The sequence below is a fragment of the Erwinia sp. SLM-02 genome (assembly GCF_037450285.1).
GTDB lineage: Bacteria > Pseudomonadota > Gammaproteobacteria > Enterobacterales > Enterobacteriaceae > Erwinia.
In genome coordinates this window covers 378,836-401,836 of record NZ_JAQISN010000001.1, presented here as the reverse complement: position 1 = coordinate 401,836, position 23,001 = coordinate 378,836, and the positions used below count along the sequence as shown (strand labels likewise).

23 protein-coding genes are annotated in these 23,001 nt (G+C 55.0%); 12 read left to right on the top strand and 11 right to left on the bottom strand.

The window, feature by feature from the left end; genetic code table 11:
- Positions 1 to 802: 802 nt before the first annotated feature.
- The 5 genes from PGH32_RS01965 to PGH32_RS01945 are packed head-to-tail and all read left to right on the top strand — an operon-like array spanning position 803 to position 4,395.
- Positions 803 to 1,519, top strand: coding sequence for an MtnX-like HAD-IB family phosphatase (locus PGH32_RS01965; protein ID WP_337893051.1), 717 nt, complete (start codon positions 803 to 805; stop codon positions 1,517 to 1,519).
- A complete protein-coding gene (locus tag PGH32_RS01960) occupies positions 1,516 to 2,373 on the top strand; it encodes an alpha/beta hydrolase (protein ID WP_337893050.1) in 858 nt (285 codons plus the stop codon). Before PGH32_RS01965 ends, PGH32_RS01960 begins: the two co-directional genes overlap by 4 nt.
- On the top strand, positions 2,370 to 2,726 hold the full coding sequence (locus tag PGH32_RS01955; RefSeq protein ID WP_314418242.1) for an EamA family transporter: 357 nt from the start codon (positions 2,370 to 2,372) through the stop codon (positions 2,724 to 2,726). Before PGH32_RS01960 ends, PGH32_RS01955 begins: the two co-directional genes overlap by 4 nt.
- Positions 2,726 to 3,145, top strand: coding sequence for a DMT family transporter (locus tag PGH32_RS01950; RefSeq protein ID WP_337893049.1), 420 nt, complete (start codon positions 2,726 to 2,728; stop codon positions 3,143 to 3,145). The genes PGH32_RS01955 and PGH32_RS01950 overlap by 1 nt, the downstream gene beginning before the upstream one ends.
- Entirely contained in the window at positions 3,142 to 4,395 is a 1,254-nt protein-coding gene (locus tag PGH32_RS01945) for a DegT/DnrJ/EryC1/StrS family aminotransferase (protein ID WP_337893048.1), read from the top strand. Before PGH32_RS01950 ends, PGH32_RS01945 begins: the two co-directional genes overlap by 4 nt.
- Here the strand turns inward: PGH32_RS01945 and PGH32_RS01940 are convergent.
- The 9 genes from PGH32_RS01940 to ltnD form a co-directional block, all read right to left on the bottom strand.
- Positions 4,299 to 5,249 (bottom strand): arginase family protein, encoded by a 951-nt coding sequence (locus PGH32_RS01940; RefSeq protein ID WP_337893047.1) that lies wholly within the window; start codon positions 5,247 to 5,249, stop codon positions 4,299 to 4,301. The two genes, PGH32_RS01945 and PGH32_RS01940, sit on opposite strands and share 97 nt — an antisense overlap.
- Positions 5,225 to 6,292, bottom strand: a complete 1,068-nt coding sequence (locus tag PGH32_RS01935; RefSeq protein WP_337893046.1) for a GNAT family N-acetyltransferase — start codon at positions 6,290 to 6,292, stop codon at positions 5,225 to 5,227. Before PGH32_RS01935 ends, PGH32_RS01940 begins: the two co-directional genes overlap by 25 nt.
- Positions 6,293 to 6,305: 13 nt before the next feature.
- Positions 6,306 to 7,685, bottom strand: coding sequence for an aspartate aminotransferase family protein (locus tag PGH32_RS01930; protein WP_337893045.1), 1,380 nt, complete (start codon positions 7,683 to 7,685; stop codon positions 6,306 to 6,308).
- A 254-nt stretch (positions 7,686 to 7,939) separates the two neighbouring features.
- Positions 7,940 to 8,023 carry a hypothetical protein gene (locus PGH32_RS24675; protein ID WP_443112762.1) on the bottom strand — a complete coding sequence of 28 codons (84 nt, stop codon included), beginning with the start codon at positions 8,021 to 8,023 and terminating at the stop codon, positions 7,940 to 7,942.
- A gap of 96 nt (positions 8,024 to 8,119) precedes the next feature.
- Complete coding sequence (locus tag PGH32_RS01925; RefSeq protein ID WP_337893044.1) at positions 8,120 to 9,478, bottom strand: GntP family transporter; 1,359 nt, start codon at positions 9,476 to 9,478, stop codon at positions 8,120 to 8,122.
- Between the two features lie 139 nt (positions 9,479 to 9,617).
- Positions 9,618 to 10,394, bottom strand: a complete 777-nt coding sequence (locus tag PGH32_RS01920; protein ID WP_314418251.1) for an HPr family phosphocarrier protein — start codon at positions 10,392 to 10,394, stop codon at positions 9,618 to 9,620.
- A 4-nt stretch (positions 10,395 to 10,398) separates the two neighbouring features.
- Positions 10,399 to 11,022, bottom strand: coding sequence for a 3-oxo-tetronate 4-phosphate decarboxylase (gene otnC / locus PGH32_RS01915; protein ID WP_314418254.1), 624 nt, complete (start codon positions 11,020 to 11,022; stop codon positions 10,399 to 10,401).
- Complete coding sequence (gene otnK, locus PGH32_RS01910; RefSeq protein WP_337893043.1) at positions 11,019 to 12,281, bottom strand: 3-oxo-tetronate kinase; 1,263 nt, start codon at positions 12,279 to 12,281, stop codon at positions 11,019 to 11,021. The genes otnC and otnK overlap by 4 nt, the downstream gene beginning before the upstream one ends.
- Positions 12,281 to 13,195, bottom strand: a complete 915-nt coding sequence (gene ltnD / locus PGH32_RS01905; RefSeq protein WP_337893042.1) for an L-threonate dehydrogenase — start codon at positions 13,193 to 13,195, stop codon at positions 12,281 to 12,283. The genes otnK and ltnD overlap by 1 nt, the downstream gene beginning before the upstream one ends.
- Positions 13,196 to 13,509: 314 nt before the next feature.
- On the opposite strand from ltnD, the gene ygbI reads away from it, so the two are divergent.
- Positions 13,510 to 14,271 (top strand): DNA-binding transcriptional repressor YgbI, encoded by a 762-nt coding sequence (gene ygbI / locus PGH32_RS01900; protein ID WP_314418258.1) that lies wholly within the window; start codon positions 13,510 to 13,512, stop codon positions 14,269 to 14,271.
- Positions 14,272 to 14,927: 656 nt separating this feature from the next.
- On the top strand, positions 14,928 to 15,998 hold the full coding sequence (locus PGH32_RS01895) for a malate/lactate/ureidoglycolate dehydrogenase (protein ID WP_337893041.1): 1,071 nt from the start codon (positions 14,928 to 14,930) through the stop codon (positions 15,996 to 15,998).
- A gap of 42 nt (positions 15,999 to 16,040) precedes the next feature.
- Here the strand turns inward: PGH32_RS01895 and PGH32_RS01890 are convergent, their stop codons facing one another.
- Positions 16,041 to 16,667 carry a LysE family translocator gene (locus PGH32_RS01890; protein ID WP_337893040.1) on the bottom strand — a complete coding sequence of 209 codons (627 nt, stop codon included), beginning with the start codon at positions 16,665 to 16,667 and terminating at the stop codon, positions 16,041 to 16,043.
- Positions 16,668 to 17,423: 756 nt separating this feature from the next.
- Between PGH32_RS01890 and PGH32_RS01885 the strand changes: the two genes are divergently transcribed.
- The 3 genes from PGH32_RS01885 to PGH32_RS01875 all read left to right on the top strand — a co-directional run bounded on the left by PGH32_RS01885 (position 17,424) and on the right by PGH32_RS01875 (position 20,266).
- Positions 17,424 to 18,848, top strand: a complete 1,425-nt coding sequence (locus tag PGH32_RS01885) for a cytochrome ubiquinol oxidase subunit I (protein WP_337893039.1) — start codon at positions 17,424 to 17,426, stop codon at positions 18,846 to 18,848.
- A 1-nt stretch (position 18,849) separates the two neighbouring features.
- Positions 18,850 to 19,857, top strand: a complete 1,008-nt coding sequence (gene cydB, locus PGH32_RS01880; protein ID WP_314418262.1) for a cytochrome d ubiquinol oxidase subunit II — start codon at positions 18,850 to 18,852, stop codon at positions 19,855 to 19,857.
- A 154-nt stretch (positions 19,858 to 20,011) separates the two neighbouring features.
- Positions 20,012 to 20,266 carry a CsbD family protein gene (locus PGH32_RS01875; RefSeq protein WP_314418263.1) on the top strand — a complete coding sequence of 85 codons (255 nt, stop codon included), beginning with the start codon at positions 20,012 to 20,014 and terminating at the stop codon, positions 20,264 to 20,266.
- A gap of 61 nt (positions 20,267 to 20,327) precedes the next feature.
- Here PGH32_RS01875 and PGH32_RS01870 read toward each other — a convergent pair whose 3' ends face one another.
- A complete protein-coding gene (locus tag PGH32_RS01870; protein ID WP_314418265.1) occupies positions 20,328 to 20,585 on the bottom strand; it encodes a hypothetical protein in 258 nt (85 codons plus the stop codon).
- A gap of 227 nt (positions 20,586 to 20,812) precedes the next feature.
- Between PGH32_RS01870 and PGH32_RS01865 the strand changes: the two genes are divergently transcribed.
- Entirely contained in the window at positions 20,813 to 21,202 is a 390-nt protein-coding gene (locus tag PGH32_RS01865; protein WP_314418267.1) for a carbohydrate porin, read from the top strand.
- Positions 21,203 to 21,527: 325 nt separating this feature from the next.
- On the top strand, positions 21,528 to 22,841 hold the full coding sequence (locus PGH32_RS01860; RefSeq protein WP_443112732.1) for a carbohydrate porin: 1,314 nt from the start codon (positions 21,528 to 21,530) through the stop codon (positions 22,839 to 22,841).
- Positions 22,842 to 23,001: the final 160 nt, after the last annotated feature.

Sequence of the window (23,001 nt, the reverse complement as noted above, 5' to 3'; positions counted from 1 at the left end):
GAAAAGACCCGTAAGAGACGTCGTAATTGACATTCACCCTCGTGATTTCCCATCACTTTTATTGCCAAAATGAACAAAATTTATGCCAAATCATATAAATCTCAATTAATTTACGAATCGACATCTTACACTGGGGCAAAAAACACGCAAAATAAATAATTTATTGATATTTTTCAATTATTTACATTTAAATTACGCAACTTGAAAACAGTTAATATTATTTATGGATCTCCGGTGTGAATTTGATAAGATAATTCTTACCCATGAGGAAACAGGGAGGCTGTGGTGATTAAAATGTTAAGGTGCGGACAATGTGGAAGTACAAAGTTCATCTTTACTATGGGAAACAACGGCGGTGGGCATCACGGTGCCATTTGTGCCTGCTGTCGTAAAAGGCTTAACTGCCACGATGCGCGGACAGGCTTATCCGCACTTTCTAACGCACTACCGGCCGTGATTGCTGAAAAAATTCTCAACCGTATGAGAAAGAAATAATCCTCCTTCCAGGTTATCCCCGTGCGGTAAGGACTGGATGGGGCGTTAAGATTTCAGGCTGGCCATGCTATTCCCACACCCGCGTTTCGTCACGCACGGAAATTATCATTCCAAACTTCTCAATCCGCTCCCACTAAAAATGCAATTTGTGCCTTTTGACGCGTGATTCTGCGGGGAAGAGTTAATGCCCGGACTCCGTTTACATCTTATTTATCTTATTCCTTATAAAATAACCTTCTCATTATATGTTGAAATTTGCCATCCTGTTTAATGGCTTATTTCGCTACTCACTCGTCGGACGCTATATATGGAACAGCAAGGATTATCCGGCATTATCAAGCACGCAGATTCACGCTGGATTATTGTATGTGATTTTGACGGCACAATTAGTTGTGCCGATGTCACTGATACATTAATGGAAGAGTTTGGTCATCCTGACTGGAAATTACTGGAGTCGCGCTGGGAAAAAGGAAAAATAGGGTCCCGTGACTGCCTGAGTGGTCAAATATCATTACTTGATGCAACACGCCAGCAACTGGATGCCTGCCTGGATCAGATTAAAATTGACCAGGCATTTTGTGATTTTGCTCGCTGGGCTAAAGCTCAGTCAATCCCACTTTATATCGTTAGCGATGGCCTTGATTACGCCATCGAGCGAATTTTACGCAACAATAATATCGCAGGCCTGCCGGTGATTGCGAACCATCTCGAACAGGTCGGTGAACGACGCTGGCACATCAGCTTTCCGCATTTTAACCCCGACTGTCGGTTTGCAAGCGGCACCTGCAAGTGTCGGGTGGCAGAGAAACTTAACCCGCACGCTTTTTTAGTCATCGGTGACGGGCGCTCCGATTTCTGCGTTGCCTCCAGGGCTGACCACGTACTGGCCAAGAAAGGGCTGTTGGCGCAGTGCCGCAGGGCCGGTATTGCTCACACGCCTTTTGAAAGTTTCGCTGAGGCCCGTTCCTGTCTTGAAAAACAGATCGCGAAAGCCGTGCGTGTTTCATCGCAGGAGACGTTATGAACGCGCGTCACGACTATCTGTTGCCCGGTGGGCGTATTGGGGTGCTGCTGATCCACGGACTGACGGGAACGCCTAACGAAATGCGGGGCGTGGCGCGTGAATTTCATCGCGCAGGATGTACCGTCTACGCACTACAGCTAGCCGGGCACTGCGGCAGCGTGGAAGATCTCATCGCGACCCGCTGGCAGGACTGGTACCAGAGCGTGGTAGACGGTGCGGAAAAACTTCTAAAGCAGGTTGATTCGCTTTTCGTTTGTGGTCTCTCGATGGGGGCCGTTCTTGCCCTGAAATATGCCGCCTCCTGGCCCGATAACGTCGCCGGCGTGCTGGCTTATAGCGTCACCTTTCGCTACGACGGATGGAGCATCCCACCGCTGTCACGCTTTGCTGCACCCTGGCTGCTCCCTCTGGCCGGTATGTTAAATGTCGGCCGTCGTAAGATGTTTAATGAAGAACCGCCTTACGGCATTCGAAATGAGCTGCTGCGCAAAAAAATAGCCGACAAAATGCTCAGCGGTAACAGCGCCGCCGCCGGACTGCCCGGCAACCCGTGGCCTTCACTCAACGAATTCCTGCTGCTGTCGCGCAATGTCCGACGCAAGCTGCACCACATTCACACGCCCTGCCTGCTGTTACATGCTGCCGATGACGATATTTCGCACCGTCGTAATGCCGAACTGGTGCGTGACAGGGTTGGCGGTCCCGTCGAGATGGTCCTGCTGGCCAACAGCTATCACATGATTACGATCGACAACGATCGCCAGGAGCTGTTTGAGCGCTCGATTGCCTTTATCCGCCGCTACAGTTCCGGCATCGAATCAGACATTTTCCCCGCACTGAGCGAGGCGCTATGAGCAACCTCACCCTGCTACTTTGGCTGCTAAATGTGATCGTTGACAGCCTTGGCCAGCTGTCATTTAAGGCTGCGGCCAGCGGCAGCGCACACTATCAGGGAATGCAGCAGTGGCGGTACATGCTGCTGAGGCCGTGGATATGGCTGGGGATGGCCTGTTACATCCTGGAGTTTGTGCTCTGGCTGGCTTTTCTCACGCTCGTTCCGCTCTCGGTGGGCATGCTGCTGGGCTGCACCAGCATCGTGACGATCATGCTGGCAGGCCGGATCTGGTTTAAGGAATCACTCACCCGCTGGCGTCTGACCGGCATTTTGCTGATTACGCTGGGCGTAGGGATCATAGGGATTAACTGATGAAGCGTTTTTATCTTGTTGGTTTTCTGACGTTAATGGTATTTGATACGCTGGCGCAAATCAGCTTTAAATCGGCCGCTATTCACGCATTGCCGCTGACGATGGACGCTGCGTGGCTGTCACGCGTATTCAGCCATCCGTGGATTTATGGAGCATTCGTGGGTTACATCGGCGCGTTTTTCACCTGGATGACGCTGCTCAAGTACGCTCCGATCGGCCCGGCATTTGCCGCCTCACACCTCGAAATCATCAGCGTCACGCTGCTTTCAGTCTGGCTCTTTGACGATACCCTGACGCTGACCAAAATGATGGGCGGGCTGCTGATCCTTGCCGGTATCCTCTTCCTGGCAAAAGGTGAAATGACGGCCGTTGCGGCTGAGAGTGAGGCGGGCGCGGAGAGTGGGCACCCGAACCGATGACGCTCTTCTCCGCCCGACGCCAGCTCCCACCGACTGCCGGATTAACGCTGCAATGGCGCGACCTTGCAGGCAAACGCGCGGATTTTTCGGCTTGCCTGGCGCAGGAACTCGGCATTCCTCCCCCGCTGCTGACCTGCTCAGGCACCGCTGCGCTGATTATTGCCCTGCGAACGCTGCAGCAGCGGCAGCCCGATCGGTGCCAGGTTATCGTCCCCGCATGGACCTGCCCGCTGGTGGCGCTGGCAGCCCATCATTGCCCGCCGCTTAAAATTGTTCCCTGCGATCTGGCGTTCGGCAGCATCAATTTTGACCGGCAGCAGCTTTCGCAGCTCTGCGGCCCACAAACGCTGGCGGTAGTGGTGACTCACCTTGCCGGGCGCATTGCCGACACGGAAGCGGTTCTCAACATCGCAAAGCCTCAAAGGGCTGCGGTGATTGAGGATGCGGCGCAGTCAATGGGGGCTAAAAATGCGGGGAAAAGTGTCGGCCTGGCGGGAGATATGGGGTTCTTCAGCCTGGCAATGGGTAAAGGCCTGACGACGGTTGAAGGGGGCGTCCTGTTCAGTCATTCTGCCGAAATACAGCGCGCTATGGCCCGGCAGATCGCCGACGATTTACCCTCGCACAGGGGCTGGGAACTCCGCCGCATCGCTGAACTCTGGGGATACCGGCTGATGTACCACCCCGATCGGCTGGACTGGGTGTATGGCCGCCAGCAGCGCCGTGCTTTGAGCCGGGGGGATGCGGTTGCCGCCGTTGGCGACGACTTCACCGTCAACGATATTCCTCTGCATACTTTAGGCGGCTATCGCCAGAACGTGGCCGCCGCCGCGCTGGCACGATTCCCCGCCTGGCAGCAGGAGAACCGCCTGCGCGCGCAAAGCCGCATCGGTGAGCTCGAACAGCTTCCGGGCGTAACGGTACTGCAGGATGGTCCTCAACAGCAGGGGGTGTGGCCGTTTTTGTTGGTGCTGATGCCTGACAGCACCACACGAGACTACGCCATGCAGCGCCTGTGGTCTGCCGGTCTGGGGGTCACCCGATTGTTTATTCATGCGCTGTCCGGTTATCCGACCGTTCTGCCCTTTTGCCTGCCAACAGCCACACCCAATGCGGAGGATTTCGCCGCACGTTCACTGAGCATCAGCAACAGTCACTGGGTTGAAGACCGTGATTTTGAGCAGATTATCGCTGTGTTAAGGGATGCATTATCGCGCAGCGTGTCGCGCAGAAAGGTTAACAGCTGCTGATTGAGCCGATTTTGTTCCCGCTGCCATTCGCCAGCCTCACGGGCAGAAACCAGCGGCTGGCCGTCGGCTGCACTCAGCCAGCGTTTGAAGCGACTCTGATAGTTGCAGGAGGAGACTTCCCCGGTCACGTCCATCCCTACCAGCCGGTCGGCACAGGCCTGAATCAGCAGTTCGAGATGTTTCACCTCGAAACTCCCCTGATCCCAGTTGGTTTGTACGACACGGGGGCTGAGAACGTCCTTATCCAGCGAAAGATAAACAGGATCCCGCCCCAGCTGGCGTAAAAACGCCGACATCAGGCCGTCGGCATTATCAAAGCGATGGTTACATTCCCGCCCCCCCAGCCAGTTGAGCCAGCGGGTATCCACACCAATACTCCAGTAATGGAGCTTTTTTGTCAGCAGGGGCCGCAGATGATTTTCCCACGCGTGCCCCAGTCCAATGTCCGGTGAACCAATGCCAAGCACGTGAATTTTATCAATCTGCGGCAGCCGGCTGGCATGGTAAACCCATGACCCACAGTGAATGCCAAACGGGTAGATCATATTGTCCGGATGATTATCACAAACAATCAGCTGCACCGGCCGATCCACCTTCAGGCGCTGCAGCAACAGATAACTGAGGTGATGGTAATCGCCGCTGCCGGTAAACACGCAGCCGTAGCGTTCCGGCAGCAGTTTTTGACTCTCGGCCGTTAACTGTCGCCAGTGCGGCCAGCGGGCACCAAAGCGAATACGCTGCTGCCAGAGGGAAAGCGGCAGTACCGTTGCGCCATCAAGATCCGCCACCGAACCATCAAAGTCCAGCACCAGTGGCGGATCGTCAGCCGTCAGGTAGGGGGAGAACCGGCCCATTTGTTATCGCTCTCCAGATAATGGCGGAAATAACGCACGGCCCCCCGAATAATCGGATTACGCACGCGAACCAGATGACGAGTAAAGGTGAAACTGGCCCCAAGACTGGCTTTAACTTCCGGGTCGGTCCACCCCGCAACGTACTCCTGCAACCCCTGTTCGATGGCGTACTCCAGATTGACAAACCAGCTGACAAAATAGAGGTTAAATTTCAACGCCAGCGAATAATCGAAGCCGATGTATTTATCAACCAGACGGCCCTGATACTGGTAGCAGAGATTAAAGCCCACCAGGCGTTCGCCATGCCAGTAACAAAACAGCTTGCCCGCACTGTGTTTATCCAGCAAAAGATGGTCAAAGAACCCGGCGCTTAGCAGATCAAAATGCACTTCACTTTGCTGCCAGACGGAAAGGTAAAACTGATACAGCTGCGCTCGCCAGCCGGCATTGGCCAGACGATCGTCACCGCAGGGGATCACCTCAACCCGCAGCGCATCCCGGCTGCGAAGTTTACGGCGGAGGTTTCGCCGCCGGCTGCGGGACATGCGCGCCAGAAACTCATCGGTGCTGGTAAAATCGATGGGCACCACCGCCAGCGCCTGGCCTTCCACGCTGATATAACCCCGAGCCTCCGCCGCGTCAATCAGACGACGGCTGTAGTCGTTATCGTCCGCCGACAACAGAGGCGAAGCGACAGGCAGGTCTTTAATAATGGTCAGCGGATGCCTGTCGCCACAGTGGGTTTCAATCCAGTGCAGCAGAGCCGCCGGATCCTGCTGGCGCGGCAGGCAGGCGTATTCGCTGGTCGTCGCGCCGATAAAGCAGGTTTCCAGCGTCAGCCACTTCCGCCAGCCCGGATAGCCGGGCCAGCGGGCCAGCCGCTGGCGCAGCGCGGGATCCACGGTGGTCAAGAGATCGAACTGGGTGGTGAAGAGCGGCAGCCCATTCTCGGCAATCCGCACGTCGAATCCCTCCGGCGGATGCATCGCAAACGCTGCGATCAGTCCCGCCGGTTCCAGTTGATTAACGTAGCCTTCCGTCATTCTGTGCACGAGATTACAGCTCACGTTTTGCGCGAACCAGCAGCTGGTCCAGCAGGACTATGGCCTGATCGATCTCTGGCCGGCTGATCTCCAGCGATGGCGCGAAGGTGATCACATTTTTGTAGTATCCACCTACGTCCAGCACCAGCCCGGTTTTCTGGCCCTGATATTCAAGCGTGCCCGAAAGCCCAATATCGACCATCTTGTCGAGCAGTGCTTTATCCGGCGTAAACCCATCCGGTCGGCACAGCTCGGCGCGCAGCGCCAGCCCCAGGCCATCCACATCGCCAATCTCTTTATGCTGGCGCTGCAGCGATCTCAGCCCGTCAAGGAAGTAGGCACCGCTGTCCATGACCTGCCGCTCGTAGTCCTTCTCGGCCAGCATGTGCATCACCTCCAGCCCGACGGCCGTGCCCAGTGGGTTTGAGGCAAAGGTTGAATGAGTGGAGCCGACGGGGAACGTCGTTGGGTTAATCATCTCTTCGCGCGCCCAGATACCCGCCAGCGGGTTCAGACCGTTGGTCAGCGCCTTGCCGAATACCAGCACGTCCGGTTTGATATCGAAATGCTCAATCGACCACAGCTTACCGGTGCGGTAAAAGCCCATCTGAATTTCATCGACCACCAGTAAAATGCCGTGCTGATCGAGCACCTTTTTCAATGCCGGATAGAAGTTACGCGGAGGAATAACATAACCCCCGGTCCCCTGGACGGGTTCGATATAAAACGCGGCGAACTCAGCCTGCTGGGCCTTGGGATCCCATAATCCGTGATATTCGTTTTCAAACAGGCGGGCGAAATCAGCCACCAGCTTGTCGGCATACTCTTCCGGAGTCATCCCCTTCTGGCGGCGGAATGGATAGGGGAACGGAATAAACTGCGCGCGCTCGCCAAAATGACCAAAGCGACGGCGATAGCGATAGCTGGAGGTAATGGATGAAGCCCCCAGCGTGCGTCCGTGATAGCCGCCCTCGAAGGCAAACATCCGGCTTTTGCCGTTGCAGAAATTACGCACCAGCTTCAGGGAGTCATCAACGGACTGCGATCCCCCTACGTTGAAGTGCACTCTCCCCGGCAGGCCGAACTTGCGCTCCATATCCTGAGCAATCACTTTCGACAGTTCAATTTTCGTGGGATGCAGGTACTGACTGGCCAGCTGCGGGAGCTGGTCTATCTGTTTTTTTAACGCATTATCAAGCCGGGAGTTGGCATAACCGAAATTAACCGCCGAGTACCACATCTGCAGATCGAGATAGGGCGTGTCCTGGGCATCAAACAAAAAGCTGCCCCGACAGCGGTCAAAAATTTTGGGTGGATTAACATAATGAACCGTATCGCCATACGAACAATACTTCGCTTCATCCTGCAATAGTTGTTCTTCATAAGACGTCATCATTTCTCCTTGGCACGTAACTCCATATATGTTCTGCGAGTATATCCTGCAGAAAAAATATTTCATTGCATGCTGAGGGTATGTTGACGTTCAGTTGATAATAAAAAGACAGATATTTATTCAGACACAGGCAGTGGACAAAAACCTGATAAAAAATAAAAGAAGTTACACTTTATATTAATACAAAGCATTATTGCTCAAGACGAATAAATCATTTTGGCCACTTGCAACAGCGCGAGTGGCCGAAATCAAAATCAAAAAATGAGTTTAAATACACCGGTAACCGTTAACAGGCCGACGATAAATATAATTGCGATGATCCAGAGAATAATTTTCATTTTCCATCTCCTTTACAGGTGAAAAGCCACAGAACTCATCAGTAAGTTCCTGTGGCTTAAGTATAGAAGAAGATTTTCAATCCGCCGGGCAGCGCGTTAAAGCACCGCGGACAGCAGCCATACCAGCACAAAACCGGTCAGGCCCATTGCGGTGGTTAATACCGTCCAGGTTTTCAGGCCATCGGCAACCGACAGGCCTAAATAGCGCGTCACCACCCAGAAGCCGGCATCATTCACATGGGAAAGCCCCAGGCCGCCAAAACATGCCGACAGCGTGACCAGCACCAGCTGCATCTCGCTCAGCCCGGTGACGGCCTGGGTTAACAGGCCACTGGTAGTCAGAATGGCGACGGTGGCTGAACCCTGCGACGCACGCAGCGCCAGAGACAGCAGGAACGCAGCCGGGATCAGTGGCAGATTAATCGTTTCCAGCGACAGCGCCAGCGCCTTACCCACGCCCGACTCCACCAGCACCTTACCAAACGCGCCGCCCGCACCGGCCACCAGAATCACGCCCGCCGAACTGGGGATCGCGCGGTCCAGCAGGTCGCTCAGCTTGTCACGGCTCCAGCCGCGACGCAGCCCCAGCAGCCAGGCGGAAAGCGCCAGCGCAATCAGCAGCGCAATGGCCGGCGTCCCCACCAGCGTTAACAGCTGGCGAACGCCGTTACCTTCCGGCAGCACGCTGTGCGCCAGTGTGCCCACTACAATCAGCACAATCGGTACGACGATCAGGGAAGAAATCAGCCACGCGCCGGGAGCCTGCTCGCCTTTCAGCGGATTCTGGCCGCCTTCCGGCCTGGCCAGCTGCAGCTGCTCCAGCACGCTGACCGAAAGCTGATAGTGGCGGCGATTCATGGCTTTCGCCACGAAATAACCCACCACGCCGACGGGGATGGAAACCGCAATCCCCAGCAGCATCAGCCAGCCCATATCGCTGCCTAACAGCCCTGCCGCGGCGGCGGCACCGGGATGGGTCGGCAGCGCCACGTGCACCGTCAGCATCACACCGGCCATCGGCAGGCCATACTTAAGTGGAGAAACGCGGGCCACCTTGGTAAAGCCATAAATCAGCGGAATAACGATAATAAAGCCAACTTCAAAGAACACCGGAATACCGAGAATAAAGGCCGCCATCGTCAGCGCCGCCACGGTGCGCTTAATGCCCAGCGCCTGGGTAAAACGCTGCGCCAGGGATTCCGCGCCTCCGGAGCATTCAATAATCGCCCCCAGCATCGCCCCCAGCACGATAATAATGGTTATCGACCCCAACAGGCCGCCCATTCCGGCGGAAATCACCTTCATAATATTATCGGCAGGAATACCGGTAGCCATCGCCACCAGCAGGCTGACCACCAGCAGGGCGACAAAGGGATGTACTTTGGCTTTGATCACCAGCAGCAGCAGTATCAGCACGCTGGCAACGGCAATCGTTAATAACAGGGCGGTAGACATCAGTAAGCCTCAATGTTTTTAATTTCAGCGCTTTAGAGCGCCGTTATCAGCAGCGTTTCCCTGGCGGACAGCCAGATGCAGGCAACAGAAACCCGACGCTGTGCAGCAATTGCACAGCGCGGTGAGCGCTAAAGTCAGATTATTTCCAGGCGTCGAGCCAGCCCAGGCCTGCCAGAGTGGTGGTTCGTGGGAAATACTCGCAGCCGATCCAGCCCTGATAACCGCTACGGTCAATCAGATTGAACAGCCACGGATAATTCAGCTCTCCCTCGTCCGGCTCATGACGGTCGGGCGCAGAAGCGATCTGGATATGCTGATACTGACCCGCGTAGTCGACGATCAGGTGGCTGAGGTTGCCATCCACCAGCTGAGCGTGGAACAGATCGAGCTGGATGAAAACATTGGGCCTGTCGACGCGCTTAACGATATCCAGCGTCTGGTACTGGCTGGAATAGAGATAGTTCAGCTTGGTTTTTGGATTCAGCGCTTCAAGCAGCACGCGAATACCGTGCGGCGCAAAGCGGTCAGCGGCGTAGCGTACGTTGTCGATAAAGGTCTGGCACCAGGCTTCGCGATCGGCTCCCGGCGGCACCACCGAGGCCATCACGTGGACCTGGCGACAGTCCAGCGCCAGCGCGTAGTCCAGCGCGCGGTCGATGTCACGGCGGGCATCTTCCTCCCGCCCCGGAATGGCGCAAACGCCCCACTCTCCCGCCGCCGCGTTCCCCGGTGCGGTATTAAACAGTACCAGCTCCAGGTTGTTGCGCGTCAGCGCCTCTTTCAGCACCGCCGCGTCGTATTCATAGGGAAACAAAAACTCCACGCCCTTAAATCCGGCCTTCGCCGCCGCATCAAAGCGCTCGAGAAAAGGCAGTTCGTTAAACAGCGTCGAAAGGTTTGCAGCAAACTTAGGCATGATTTCAGCTCCGTAATTCAGCCACTTCGTCATCGGTCAGATAACGAATCGGGCGATCGCCCAGGGTAAATATCAGTCGGGCAGTCTCTTCCAGTTCTTCGGTGTTGTCCGCCGCTTCACGCAGCGTTTTCCCCACCACCACCGGTCCGTGATTCGCCAGCAGGAATGCCCGGTAGTGCGGCGCCAGCTTCGCCAGATCCTCGCCGAGACGAGGGTCGCCCGGACGATAATAAGGAACAACCGGCACATCGCCAACGCGCATCACCACATACGGGGTGAAAGGACGAATGCAGTTTTTGCTGTCCAGCCCTTCCAGACAGGAGAGCGCGGTCAGATACAGGCAGTGCAGATGCACGATAGCGCCGCATTCCGGGTTGTTCTGATAAATTGCACGGTGGAAGCTGATCTCCTTTGACGGTTTATCGCCGCCGATCCACTCCCCTTCCTGGGTCACCTTCGACAAACGCTCCGCCACCAGCTCACCGAGGCAGGAGCCGGTCGGTGTCGCCAGCAGCGTGCCGTCGTCGAGGCGCATGGATAAATTTCCTGCCGAACCGGTGGCATAACCTCGCTGGAAAAACGAGGCGCCCAGCCGGACCATTTCTTCACGAGCCTGCTGTTCAGTCATACTGCGAACTCCGTCTGCGCGCGGGCAAAAAAGTTTTCATCACCAAAATTACCGGATTTCAGCGCAAGGGATACCGGCTGCGTGACCGAGCGGACCCACGGAACGCCGGGGGAAATCGCCGGTCCGATGTGGAAGGCATCAATATTCAGCGTCTGCGCCACCACGCCGGACGTTTCTCCTCCGGCGACGATAAAGCGCTGCCAGCCGCGCTGCTGCAGTTCGCGCACCACGCTGGCAAACAGCTGTTCAACGGCCTCGCTGCTCTGCTGCGCGCCGTACCGCTGCTGGATCCGCTGCAGCGTTTCCGGTTCGGAAGTGGCAAACAGCATGGGTGCCAGCGGCTCATCGGCATGCTGCGCCACCCAGTCGCACAGCTCGTGCGCATAGGCCTCACGCTGCTGCAGCGCGCGCTCCACATCCACGGGCTGCGAAGCGGCCTGCTGGCGGTAGCAGGCGACCTGCCGGTTGGTCATGGTTGAACAGGAACCGGAGATCACCACCGCGCGGCCTCCCTGCGGTTTGCCTGCTGCCTGCGCCTGCGCGCCGTCCCAGCCGTGCGTCGCCCACTGACGCGCGAGGCCAATCGCCAGACCGGACCCGCCGGTGACCAGCGTCATTCCACGCAGCGCCTCCCCCTGGGTGAGCAGATGCTGCTCGTTCAACGCATCCAGCACGACATAGCGCACGCCCTCCGCCGCCAGCGCAGCCAGTTCGTTCTGCACCGCTTCAGCGCCGCGATCCAGCGTCGGGCTGGCAATCAGACCGGCCTTGCCCGTCGCCTGCGCTTCCATCAGCCGCAGCAGATTGCTGTCGGTCATCGGCGTGACCGGATGATGACGCATACCGGAATCGGACAGCAGCTGGTTCATAACGAACAGATGCCCCTGATAAACGGTGCGGCCATTGACCGGCAGCGCCGGAGAAATCACCGTCTGCGTCTCACCCAGCGCGGCCAGCAGCGCATCGGTCACCGGGCCGATATTCCCTTTTGCGGTACTGTCAAAGGTTGAACAATATTTAAAGTAGAACCGCTCACAGCCCTGCTGTTGCAGCCACGCCAGCGCCGCAAGAGAATCCGCGACGGCTTTTTCTGCCGCGCACGAGCGCGACTTGAGGCTGACGACAATCGCTGCGGCGTCCAGCTGGCGCTCGTCCTGCGGCACGCCGTTCACCTGAACCGTTGACATCCCGTTCTGCACCAGAAAACTGGCGATATCGGTCGCACCGGTAAAATCATCTGCTATCACACCCAGGCGCATTATTTTTGCTCCTTTTTTTCCGGCAGCGTAATGCCGCTGAAGATCTTGATCACCGCACTGTCGTCTTCACGACCAAAGCCGGCATTACTGGCGGAGGTAAACATGTTAAACGCCGTGGAAGCCAGCGGCAGCGGGAAATGCAGCGCCTTCGCCGTGTCTGCCACCAGTCCGAGGTCTTTCACAAAGATATCCACCGCTGATTTCGGCGAGTAGTCGCCGTCGACAACGTGACGCATGCGGTTTTCGAACATCCAGGAATTGCCTGCCGCATTCGTTACCACGTCGTACATGGTATCCAGCGGAATACCGGCCCGCGCCGCCAGCGCCATGGCTTCCGCACCGGCAGCGATATGCACCCCGGCCAGCAGCTGATGGATAATTTTCACCGTTGAGCCGAGGCCGATCTCACTGCCGATGCGATAAACTTTACCCGCCACCGCATCCAGCACCGGCTGCAGGCGCTCGAAGGCGGCATCGCTACCGGAAGCCATCACCGTCATCTCGCCCGCGGCCGCTTTGACTGCGCCACCGGAAACCGGCGCATCCAGCATGATCAGCTGATACTGTGCCAGCTGCTGCTCAATACTCTGCGCATCGGCGGCGGAAATTGTTGAGGAAACCATGATCACCGTTCCGGGCTTGAGGCGTGAAGCCAGACCGTTTTCCGCAAACAGAATGGCGTTAACCTGCACCGCATTCACCACCAGCAGCAGCACCGCGTCAAGCTTATCGGCAAAATCATCAGCGCGGCTCTCTGCCGCCTGTGCGCCGCTGTCGCGCAGGGTTTTTAACGCCTGTGGATTGAGATCCACCCCCCAGGTCCGCAGGCCTGCCTTAATACAGGATTGCGCCGCACCCATCCCCATAGAACCGAGGCCAACGACACAAACCGACATTGATGCTGCGTTTGACATACGCTCTCCGTGTTAATTTTGGTGATAATTTGTTTTCTTGTGTGAAGTATAGGCGTTATTAGCGGCAAACTTGGTGACGCATATCACAATAATTAACAAAGAAGACCGACACATTCACACAGATTAACAACACCCCGACACAAGCAAACTCCAACAAAAACAAACATATTCAGTCAGATAATCAATTATCCAGCGTGAAAAGCTGTGACGATAAATCTACAGCGTGATAAATTGGTAAAAATTGTGGTGTTGTGTCGTCAGCCGATCGCCTCCACGCCCATGCCTGTTACTCCGCCCACTCGCAAGGAGGGTTCATGATCCCCGTTGAACGCCATCAACAAATATTATCGCTGGTGCAGGAACGCGGCGTCGTCAGCATTGCCGAGCTGACGGAGCGGCTGGCCGTCTCGCATATGACGATACGCCGCGATCTGCAGAAACTGGAAGAACAGGGAGCGGTCATGCTGGTTTCCGGCGGCGTGCGTTCAACCGAGCGCCTGTCCAGCGAGCCTTCACATCTTGATAAAACCAGCATGTTCAGCCTGGAGAAGCAGGCTATCGGTGCGGCGGCGGCGCAGCATATCCCCCGCAACAGCTGTATTTATCTGGACGCGGGTACAACCACCCTGGCGCTGGCGCGCGAACTCAGCGTGCGTGACGATCTGCTGATCGTGACGAATGACTTTGCGATTGCCAACTTTCTGATTGATAGCAGCCAGTGTCGGATGATCCACACCGGCGGTACGCTGTGCCGGGACAACCGTTCCAGCGTCGGGGAAGCCGCTGCGCAGGCGCTGCGCGGGCTGTCTGTCGACATCGCCTTTATCTCCGCTTCCTGCTGGGGAACACGGGGAACCTTCACGCCGGATGAAGAGAAAATTGCCGTTAAGCGCGCCGCCGGCGAGGTCAGCCGCAAGCGGGTGCTGCTGGCCGACAGCTCTAAATACAATAAAATCGCCACCTTTCTGGCCCTGCCGATCGACCAGTTTGATGCCATCATTACCGATCCCCATCTTTCTGCCGCGGCCAGCCGTGAATTAGCGGCGATGGATCTGGATATCACCCTGGCCAGCTAGCCCCACTGAGAGCAGCGCGATGACGCTTTTCCCGGTCATAATCAGCGCTGCGGATCTTTACAAATCCATTCGTTAAATAGCGATTGTCATCACGAACCCCCACTTTGGCTCACAACCTCCTCACCCGAACGGTCATTTTCTGGCTACACTTATAACGTCATTCTAAGGACTTACTTGTTACCAACTTTAACCTGACCGTTATACCCACTCTGTTCAAGTTCAGATAAAGGGAGCGGATTGTCCGGTAATCAGCAAACAGGGGGCTTGAAAGATACCAGGTATACAAGGAGATCCCGATGAGCACAATCCATACCAGTCTGGGCCGTTACAGCCTGACTGCCAAAAATGCAGCCAGCCACATTTATTCGCCCTCAGCGGTGATACACCCGCTTCTGTAACAGAAAATGTTCACCTGTTGCTGTAATCGATTTATAAGATCGATATTTGCGAATCGATCTATATAACCAATTATATTTTCTACAGAAATCGTGCGACTATCCCCCTGTACCATCTAATGGTAAAGTCGAGAAATAGATTTATTTGCCCACGTTCAGTGGGCTTTTTTTTAAGAAACGCTACGCATTCCTGCAACAAGCCGGATAGGATGAAGGCGCAATAATACCCGCCACTCACCGGTTAAAGCATGGAGCACAGCTATGGATGAAGTACGTATTGCCCCCGACAGCCTGCATCAGATGGTAGAAAGCCTGTGGCAACATGCAGGCAGCAGTCAGGCCGAAGCAAAAAAAATCGCCGACCATCTTGTTGCCGCGAATCTCGCAGGCCACGACTCCCACGGCGTGGGTATGATCCCTACCTATATGACCTCCCGTGCGCTGGGAAATTTGCAACAAAACCGTCAGTTACAGATCGTGAAAGATGCCGGTGCGGTGTTAACCGTTGATGGCCAGCAGGGGTTTGGCCAGGTGATGGCCGCAGAGGCCATGGAACTGGCAATTGGCCGCACGCGTGAACTGGGTATGTGCGCGATTGCTCTGCGTAATTCTCACCACATCGGACGTATTGGCCACTGGGCCGAAATGTGCGCCAGCGCCGGACTGATTTCATTCCATTTTGTCAACGTGGTCGGCGATCCGCTGGTTGCCCCCTTCAACGGCAGCGACCGTCGGTTCGGCACCAATCCATTCTGCGCCGTCTTTCCGCGGCCGGGCCAGGCGCCATTATTACTGGACTTCGCCACCAGCGGCATCGCCTACGGGAAAACCCGCGTGGCATGGAATAAAGGCGCGGCGGTGGCCGACGGCAACCTGATAGACAGCCACGGTCTGCCGACCTGCGATCCCGGCGTGATGCATGAAACACCCTACGGGTCACTGCTGGCCTTTGGTCTGCATAAAGGTTATGCGCTGGCGGTGATGTGTGAAATTCTTGGCGGTGCCCTGTCCGGGGGGAAAACCACTCACCGGGAGTCGCTGCAAACCTCACCGGCGGCGATTTTCAACTGCATGACCAGCATCGTGCTGGATCCTGCCGCCTTTGATGCCCCGGAAATGCAGCAGGAAGCGCAGCGGTTTATCGACTGGGTTAAAGCTTCGCCGCAGGCCGGTGAACAGGCTATTAAAGTTCCGGGAGAGTGGGAAGAAGAACAGCGGGCAGCGCGTCGCCGCAACGGCATTCCGATTGACGCCAACAGCTGGCAGCAGCTGTGCCAGGCGGCACGCGAAGCCGGAATGCCTGAAGCCGAACTGGCGGGCTATCAGCCCTGAGCACCACACGGCGGCGGAGACGCGGTCTCCACCGCCGATATGTCAGCGGGAAAACAGCAGCTTAAGGCCTGCCGCAGTGAAAAACAGCGCAAACACCCCTTCGATACCGCGGCGGCATTTCTGATAGCCCCGGCTCATCACCTGGGTCGAAAACAGCAGCGCGTAGCTACTGAACACCCCGATGCCCAGCAGCGCGCAGCCGCCAACAATCAGCGGAAGTAGCCAGGGAGATGCGTCCGGGTGGATCCCCAGAGACATAATCGCCATCCATACCATAATCGCTTTCGGATTGCTGAGATGCAGCAGCAAACCGCGACGATACAGCGCACGATAAGACAGCGGCATCGCCACCGCGGCACTATTAGCCAGCGGTTTGCTCTGCGCAGCGCTGCGTGCCGCTTTGAACGCCAGCCAGAGCAGATAGATACCGCCGACGATCTTAATCACCGTCACCGCCTGCGCCCAGGCCAGCAGCAGCGTCGATAATCCGGTGGCCACCAGCAATGCCCAGCACAGCGATCCGCTGATCACTCCGGCAGCCAGCATCAAAGCGGGGATCCGCCCCTGGCTCATTGCCACCCCCATGATCGCCATATTACTGGGGCCAGGGCTGGCCGTACCCAGCAAATAGGCCGCATAAACCGGCAACAATGCGAACAACATTTCCATCTCATTCCCCTGTAAACAGCCGAAAAATGGCTTTCACTGGCTGTTATAGCATGGCGCCTGCGCCAGGGCTAATGCGCATATTTCACTCAGGTAAATTTTGATTTTTGACAATCATTGGACAGATAACCGCCACTAAAATGTAATAATTTATTTCATTTTGCGTGTTTTTATGTATTACATTATTAACATTTACAGAAGGGGATTTAAGAATAACGCGGGCGTAGTAGAAGAATAAAAAGAAGTACAGGGTAAAAAAACCAATCACCCCCTAATTAGCAACATCGGGTTTACATATTTCACTAAACCTTTATATTTTCTGTGGTTATTATATCCTTTACGTACTTTGAAGGTATTTTTATATCTCCTCAGGCTATAAAGATGCCTGGAATACGGCGGGCAGTTTGATGCCTTACTGGCGAGATGGATGCATTTTTTGCCGAATAAGCCCGATGTAAAAATGCTTACCCATCATAATGATACAGTAATTTTACATCTCGTCAGCATTTCACTAGCCTGCTTTAACAAATTCCGCCAGTGATTTAACCTGTCAGCGTAACACTTCATCGTAATAATGATTTCTGTTATACCCACGATCAATATTACTGTTACTACTCCTTCACCTGATTTGGTCTTAGGATCAATCCGTCGTAGATGAGAAACCCGCAATTAGCAACCTTCACTTTTTCATAATGTAGTCTATTTGTTAATTGTGGGTAAAAAAATAAAAGGCAGTATTATGCTAGATCGAGGTAAGCAATGTTCGGATTAGATGCGTATCACCTGGCGAGGATACAGTTTGGCTTTACCGTAGCCTTCCACATCCTTTTCCCCGCTATCACCATCGGGTTAGCCAGTTTCCTTGCGGTACTGGAAGGCCTGTGGCTGAAAAGCAAAAACGAGGTTTATCGCGACCTCTATCATTTCTGGTCAAAAATCTTCGCCGTCAACTTCGGAATGGGCGTGGTATCCGGACTGGTCATGGCCTATCAGTTTGGTACCAACTGGGCCGGTTTCTCGCAGTTTGCCGGCAGTATTACCGGCCCGCTGCTGACCTATGAAGTGCTGACCGCATTCTTCCTTGAAGCGGGCTTCCTCGGCGTAATGCTGTTTGGCTGGAACCGCGTCAGTCGCGGGCTGCACTTCTTTGCCACCTGCATGGTGGCGCTGGGCACTATCATTTCCACCTTCTGGATCCTGGCGTCTAACAGCTGGATGCAAACGCCGCAGGGCTATGCGGTGGAAAACGGTATCGTTGTCCCCGCCGACTGGATGGCCATCATCTTCAACCCGTCTTTCCCTTACCGACTGCTGCACATGTCCGTGGCGGCCTTCCTGGTAACCGCGTTCTTCGTGGGTGCCTCGGCGGCCTGGCATCTGCTGCGTAAAAACGATACGCCAGCTATTCGCAAAATGCTCTCCATGGCGCTGTGGATGGCGCTGATCGTGTCGCCGATTCAGGCGATGATTGGCGATGCCCACGGCCTGAACACGCTCGAACATCAGCCCGCGAAAATTGCGGCCATTGAAGGCCACTGGGAAAACCCGCCGGGGGAAGCCACGCCGCTGATCCTGTTCGGCATCCCGGACATGAAGGAAGAGAGAACCCGCTACGCGCTGGAAATTCCTTACCTCGGCAGCCTGATTCTGACCCACAGCCTGGATAAACAGGTTCCGGCACTGAAGAGCTTCCCGAAAGAAGATCGCCCTAACTCGCTGGTGGTGTTCTGGTCGTTCCGCGTGATGGTGGGCTTGGGCATGCTGATGATCCTGATGGGCGTGGTCAGCCTGTGGATGCGTCGAGGCCAGCGTCTTTATACCTCGCGTCCGTTCCTGTGGTTTGTCCTGCTGATGGGGCCATCCGGGCTGATCGCGCTGGTTGCGGGCTGGATCACCACGGAGATGGGGCGTCAGCCATGGGTAATCTACGGCCTGCTGCGCACCCGTGACGCCGTTTCGCTGCACAGCACGCTGCAGATGGCCATCTCGCTGATCGCCTTTATCCTGGTTTATATCTCGGTGTTCGGCATCGGCTATACCTATCTGGCGAACCTGATTAAAAAAGGCCCTCAGACAGGAGAAGGTGACCACACGCCAGAAGGCGGACCGGGTACCTCGCACACGCCTTCTCGCCCGCTGTCGGCGGTGCAGGAAAAACTCAATTCATCGGAAGAGGGAAAATAAGATGGGAATCGATCTCTCCATTATCTGGTTTACCATCATCGTTTTCGCCACCCTGATGTACATCATTATGGATGGCTTCGATCTCGGCATCGGCATCCTGTTCCCGTTCAATAAGGATCCCGTTGAGCGCGATATGATGGTCAATACCGTCGCCCCGGTGTGGGACGGCAACGAAACCTGGCTTATCCTGGGCGGCGCTGCGCTGTTTGGTGCCTTCCCGCTGGCCTATGCGGTGATCACCACCGCACTGGCCGCCCCGCTGACGATTATGCTGATCGGCCTGATTTTCCGCGGCGTGGCCTTTGAGTTCCGCTTTAAGGCAACAGAAGAGCATCGCCCGTTCTGGGACAAAGCATTTATCGGAGGCTCGTTTGTGGCCACCTTCAGCCAGGGCGTGGTGCTGGGCGCGGTGATTAACGGTTTTGAGGTCACCAACCGGACCTACAGCGGCCCGGCGCTGGCGTGGCTGACGCCGTTCACGCTGTTCTGCGGCGTCGGTCTGGTTCTGGCCTATGCGCTGCTGGGCAGCACCTGGCTGATTATGAAAACCGAAAACGAGCTGCACCGCAAAATGACCGCGCTGACCAAGCCCCTGCTGCTGGCCCTGCTGGTGGTCATTGCTATCGTCAGCGTCTGGACGCCGCTGCTGCACGAAAACATTATGCACCGCTGGTTTAGCCTGCCTAACCTGTTCTGGTTCCTGCCGGTACCGGTGCTGGTGCTGGCCGCGGCTTGGGGGCTGCTCAGCGCGCTGAAACGCCACGCGCACTACACGCCATTCCTGCTGACGCTGGCGCTGGTCTTCCTTGGCTTTACCGGTCTGGGTATCAGTATCTGGCCGAACATCATTCCGCCGTCCATCACCATCTGGGATGCGGCTTCTCCGCCACAGAGCCAGGGCTTTATGCTGGTCGGCGGATTAATGATTATCCCGGTGATTCTGGTTTATACCTTCTGGAGCTATTACGTCTTCCGCGGAAAAATTAAGCCGGACGAAGGCTACCACTGATATTAACCATCAGGGGGGATCGCAGGATCCCCCCTTTTTTTACATTCAGATCATCGTAAATTCATATTTTTATACAAATTCCGACAATCTTCCGCCACCAATGGTCTACGATTAATATCGCACATGAGGAAATCATGCCATTAAAGGAGGCAGTATGAGTCTGTTTGATAAAGCGAACGATAAAGCGGAAGAAGCTCTCGGCAAAGGCCAGGAAGAGTTTGGCAAAGCCGTCGACTCTCCTGAGCATGAATTCAAGGGGAAAGTCCGTCAGCAGGCAGCGAAGGCATCCTATGCTATTGATGATGCGCTGGACTGTGTGAAAACCAAAACCCAGGATTCACCGCTGGTTTCACTGGCCATTGCCGCCGGCGTCGGTTTTCTGGCGGCTAAAATACTTGGCCGCAGATAAGTCTGCCGTATTGAAGAGTTCGTCACTATAATTAAACGCCCGCGAACGGGCGTTTATTTTTTCAGGCCTCTGCATGATGCTGCATCGACCACACTTCATGACAGGTCATAATAGCTAATACCAGCGACAACCCACTTCCTGAGAAATAGAGCCACCGGGTAAAGGCTGCATCACCGGTCATCGATAAAAGTTCGAGAAAATTTTCCAGCATTTCACGCGGGATAATATTTATTTGAATAAAAGTAATCAATAAAAAGAATATCAAAAAAGACAAGACAAAAGAAAACACACACCATATAGCAAACAATAGTCTTCTCATAGACTCTCTCCCTGATCAATACCTACTAAAAACTCCCTTCAATTGCTTTGCGTGCATCTTACCTTAACCTTCCGCAAGGTGAAAATCAGTTGATGCGGTATGCAGCCATTATCATAAAAATGTCCGATAACCGCATTTTAAAGAGTAACCGTTATGGGATGACATGATGTAATGAGCACGAGAACGAAAGGATTATCCAACCAGCAGGATTTAGAAGGGGGTCAATTATGGAAAGATTATCGTCCTCGAAAATACTGCGCAATGCTCTTCTGGTCGGTGCCAGCACGCTGGCATTAGCGCTAGCCAGCGGCACGCTTTGCGCGAGTCAAAGACCGTACGACATTATGCCCGAGCAACAAACGCCCTCACCGATATCCCCAAGAGGTGCGAATCCACTGTCTTTACCGCAAAGTTCGCTGCCATCGGCGGAGTATCAAAGCAATAAGCCGCAGCCTCTCATGCACGGTGAGGGGTTTAATTACGACCTTTACTATAACTATCGCTTAACCCCTCATATTATTCTGCGCCCCAACCTGCAGCAAACCACCAAACCCGGTGCCGTTGAAGATAACTCCCAGCGCTTCGTTGGCGGTCTGAGCGCCGGAATTAAATTTTAAACCTCACCGCCAGTTTTTCTGAATCGTAAACTGGCGGTAATTTCCAGAAAACCCCACCGCAGAAACAATTGCTCACAGTACAAATTATTTACAAACAATAAACCCATTCTGCAAAGCATTATCCGCACAAAAATATAATCCCCACAACTTGTTTACATGTTGTCATACGGCAGTCGCAAAAACTTATTGCGGCAAAAACAAGCAGCAGCATTTTAGCTCTGAATACCTGACGATTAGCCACTCATGGAGTTGAGTGAATCGCGGCCGTGAGGAAATTATAAAAAAGGTCAAAATCATGCAAAGAAAAGCATACGCAGATTGGAAAATGAAAAAAATCGCGCTCCTGTGCAGTGGTGCACTGATGATGTTTTCCAGCGCTTCATGGGCTGATATGGCACCGTTGAGCGTTGATTCATCCTATATGTTTGGTGACTGGGGGGGATTACGCTCGCAGCTAAAAGACGACGGTGTGGATTTCCAGGTCAACTACACCATGGAGTCTGCCAGCAACCTCGCCGGCGGCTATAAAACCTCCAGCTCCGCCCGCTATACCGATCAATGGGCATTTGGTACCACCCTCGATTTAGAAAAACTGCTCAACTGGGACGATACGCAGTTTCAGTTCACCGTGACCAGCCGTAACGGCCACGATCTCACCGAGCATATTAACGACCCCCGTACCGGCGGCCTGTCATCGGTACAGGAGGTGTATGGTCGAGGCCAGACCTGGCGTCTGACCCAGTTCTGGATGAATAAAGGGTTCTTCGATCGTCTTATCGAAGTGAAAGCAGGACGCGTGACCGTCGGTGAGGATTTTGATTCGTTCCAGAGCAATTTCGAAAACCTGGCCTTCGGCAGCGGTCAGCCGGGAAACTGGCGCGGCGATCGCTGGTTTAACTGGCCGGTTTCCCAGTGGGGCGGACGCGTGAAGTTCAACTTCACGCCTGAAGTATTCCTGCAGGTCGGTTTCTACAACCAGACGGCCAGCAACTACGATACCGGGAATGGCTTCCGCCTGGATGGCAGCCCGACGCTCGGTAACATGGTGCCGGTAGAGCTGGGCTGGAAGCCGGTCTTCGGCCCTGACAAACTGCCGGGCAACTATCGTATGGGCGTCTACTACTCTTCGGTAAACGGCGATAAGTATTCCAGCTACCGTAATGGCGGCTATCACGATGATGCGCACGCGTACGGCGGCTATCTGTTACTGCAACAGCAACTGACCGCTATGGACGGGGATAATCAGCGCGGGCTGAACCTGACGGTTCAGGGGGTGATGAACGATCGACGTACCTCTAAAACCGATAACTATCAGGCGATGACCTTTGTCTGGAAAGGGCCGTTTGCCTCACGCGCACAGGATGAAATTGGCGTCGGTGCCGCACGCATTCACGTCAACAGCAACTACGGGCGCATGCAGCATCGCATCAATGAGGAAAACGGCGAAAGTCACTATGACAGCCCGACCTACCTGCCCGTCCAGCACGGTTCGGAGTATAACTATGAAATCTATTACAATGCCCGTGTGACCAACTGGCTGAGCCTGCGGCCAAATCTGCAGTACGTCGCCTCACCGGGAGCCGTCAGCGAAGTGAAAAACGCCTTTATCGGCGGACTGAGCGCTAACGTGAATTTCTAAAAATCGTATCTGGGTACTGTCATTCACGGTAACGACAGAAGGGCTATCAGGCTCCGTTTGGAGCCTGAGTGTTGTCCATAACATCGCCTGAACGACAGTGCAGAACAGGCCGGCAGCATCACCAACGGTGAGCCTGACGCCGCAATAACTTCAGGATTTT